The organism is Alkalihalobacillus sp. MEB130, assembly GCF_032335535.1.
GTDB lineage: Bacteria > Bacillota > Bacilli > Bacillales > Bacillaceae_D > Halalkalibacter.
In genome coordinates this window covers 1-1325 of record NZ_JAOANA010000060.1, presented here as the reverse complement: position 1 = coordinate 1325, position 1325 = coordinate 1, and the positions used below count along the sequence as shown (strand labels likewise).

At 37.8% G+C, this 1325-nt stretch carries 1 protein-coding gene; it reads left to right on the top strand.

All coding sequences use genetic code 11. The annotated features are described in order from the left end of the window. Positions 1–105 precede the first annotated feature (105 nt). A complete protein-coding gene (locus tag N0O92_RS23685) occupies positions 106–1302 on the top strand; it encodes an IS4 family transposase (protein ID WP_315617498.1) in 1197 nt (398 codons plus the stop codon). Positions 1303–1325 lie beyond the last annotated feature (23 nt).

The following is a 1325-nucleotide window of genomic DNA, read 5'->3' as shown; positions in this document are numbered from 1 at the left end:
TGTAAAAAGTATATAAGTATTTACGAAAATAAAAAAAACTCCTATTGTAGATGTGTTGAGCTTGTTGTTCCCACTAACAAGTCATCTACAAAAGGAGTTCCAACTATGAAAAGTATAGTGAATGTCATGTTAATTCGTCAATGTTTATCTTTGTTACCTTTGGAAAAATTCGCTTGTCCATTAATGAATTATGGAAAGAAGTTAGGTGCAGACGCTTTAATTAAGATCTTTGTCAGTGCTCAATTAGGAAAGTGGGAATCGTACGAAGATATGGAGGAGAAACTACGTGCTTATCCGGATTTACGAAAGGACCTCCGTCTAACTAGTATTAGCGGGTCTCAGCTAAGTCGTAGAATCAATGAGTTTCCAACGGAACAACTTCAAGATCTTTTCTTCGAAATGATCAATCATGTTCGATCATTAACAAAGAAAGATAAAGGATTACCTAAAGGAATTGGACGTTTGAACTTAGTGGATTCAACCCATATCAAGCTCCCTGAGAACCTTTCAAATTGGGCTTTTGTCACGCAAGGATGGACCGTAGTGAAGATGCATACCCGCTTAGTGGTGACGTCAGTAAATACGGTTTTCCCTGACAAAATTGTTCCTTCTACAGGCATTGTAAGTGACTTTGAGGGATCCGATATTTTAGTGGAAGAATCAGACGCAACCTATGTAATGGATCGCGGCTATGCCAGTCTCATGAGATTGGCATACTGGTTAGAAAAAGAGATCTTATTCGTTGTAAGAATAAAAGAACAAACGAAGATTACTGTATTAGAGAATGCACTCAAATCTGACGATTCTCATATTCTAACGGATGCAAAAGTACTTGTGGGCAGCTCCCGTAATCAAATACAGAGACCATTACGTCTTGTGGAATACACAGATGAGAAGGGACATCGCTACCGCATTATCACCAATCGTTGGGATTTAGAAGCATCACAAATCGCTGAAATCTATCGACACCGGTGGCAAATTGAAACGTTCTTCAAATGGATTAAACAACACATACGGCTAACAAAATTATGGAGTACAAAACCTCAAGGCATCTGGAATCAGATGTATTTAGCCCTTATTGCTTTCGCCGTAACTTTACTTGTTCAACAGCAACTAAAAACCAACAAAACGATGTGGCAGCTATTACGATTAATTCGAACGTATTTCAATCGAACGTACCAAGAATTCTTGAACGAAGTTCATCGGAAAAAGTCTAAAACATCCAAAGGAAGACAGAAGGTTCCGGATAAACCTAAAGAAACTGTTGATATTGGGAATGTTGCGTTATCTAAAGTAAGGTAAAGAAAAAGTATATGTTTAATTCG